The 1,379-nt window shown below is 55.4% G+C and carries 1 protein-coding gene; it reads right to left on the bottom strand.

Annotation, left to right across the window (positions count from 1 at the left end):
• Window positions 1–1,379 (bottom strand): molecular chaperone DnaK (dnaK, locus tag B2T33_RS03175; RefSeq protein WP_414716631.1); only part of this gene is annotated, 1,379 nt, incomplete at both ends.

Below are 1,379 nucleotides of genomic sequence, written 5' to 3'. Positions count from 1 at the left end.
CGGATCTGCTGTTCCTTGTTGGTCGCCTTGTCTTTGGCAGACACGTTGACGATACCGTTGGCGTCGATGTCAAAAGTCACTTCAATCTGCGGAACACCGCGCGGTGCCGGCGGGATACCAACCAGATCGAACTGGCCAAGCATCTTGTTGTCAGCCGCCATTTCACGTTCACCCTGGAAGACGCGGATGGTCACGGCCGTCTGATTGTCTTCAGCGGTCGAGAAGGTCTGCGACTTACGGGTCGGGATCGTGGTGTTACGGTCGATCAGGCGGGTGAAGACACCACCAAGCGTCTCGATACCAAGCGACAGCGGGGTCACATCCAGCAGAAGAACGTCTTTGACCTCACCCTGCAGAACACCACCCTGAATCGCGGCACCAAGGGCAACAACCTCATCCGGGTTCACACCTTTGTGCGGGTCACGGCCAAAGAACTCTTTAACGCGTTCCTGAACCTTCGGCATACGGGTCATGCCGCCGACCAGGATAACGTCATCGATTTCACCAGCGGTGATGCCGGCATCTTTCAGCGCTGCCTTGCACGGGGTCATGGTGCGTTCGATCAGATCGCCAACCAGACCTTCAAGCTTCGCACGCGACAGCTTGATGTTAAGGTGTTTCGGACCAGAGGCGTCTGCGGTGATGAACGGCAGGTTGACATCGGTCTGCATCGACGAGGAAAGCTCGATCTTGGCTTTCTCGGCAGCTTCTTTCAGACGCTGCAGGGCCAGACGGTCTTTACGCAGGTCGATCTGCTGTTCTTTTTTGAACTCGTCAGCAAGGTAATCGATGATCTGTTTGTCGAAGTCTTCACCACCAAGGAAGGTATCACCGTTGGTCGATTTAACTTCGAAAACGCCATCGCCGATTTCCAGAACCGACACGTCAAAGGTGCCACCACCAAGGTCATAAACGACCACGGTGCCGCCGTCTTTCTTGTCCAGACCATAGGCCAGTGCTGCTGCGGTCGGCTCGTTGATGATACGTTTGACTTCAAGACCCGCAATCTTGCCGGCGTCTTTGGTTGCCTGGCGCTGGGAGTCGTTGAAGTATGCCGGAACGGTAATCACGGCTTCGGTTACCGGCTCACCCAGATGGGCTTCTGCAGTTTCCTTCATTTTCTGAAGCACCATGGCTGCGATCTGGCTCGGGGCCATTTTCTCGCCATTGACTTCAACCCATGCATCGCCGTTTTCGCCCGATACGATTTTGTACGGAACGAGATCCTTGTCCTTTTCGACTTCCGGATCGCCGTAACGACGACCGATCAGACGTTTAATGGCAAACAGGGTGTTTTCCGGGTTGGTGACTGCCTGGCGTTTCGCCGGCTGACCGACAAGGCGTTCACCATCATCGGTGAAAGCGACCATTGACGGAGT

This window comes from Thalassospira sp. UBA4513 (assembly GCF_002388495.1).
Classification (GTDB): Bacteria; Pseudomonadota; Alphaproteobacteria; order Rhodospirillales; family Thalassospiraceae; genus Thalassospira; species Thalassospira tepidiphila.
The sequence above is the reverse complement of the archived record's forward strand: the minus strand, read 5'-3'. Positions and strand labels throughout refer to the sequence as shown.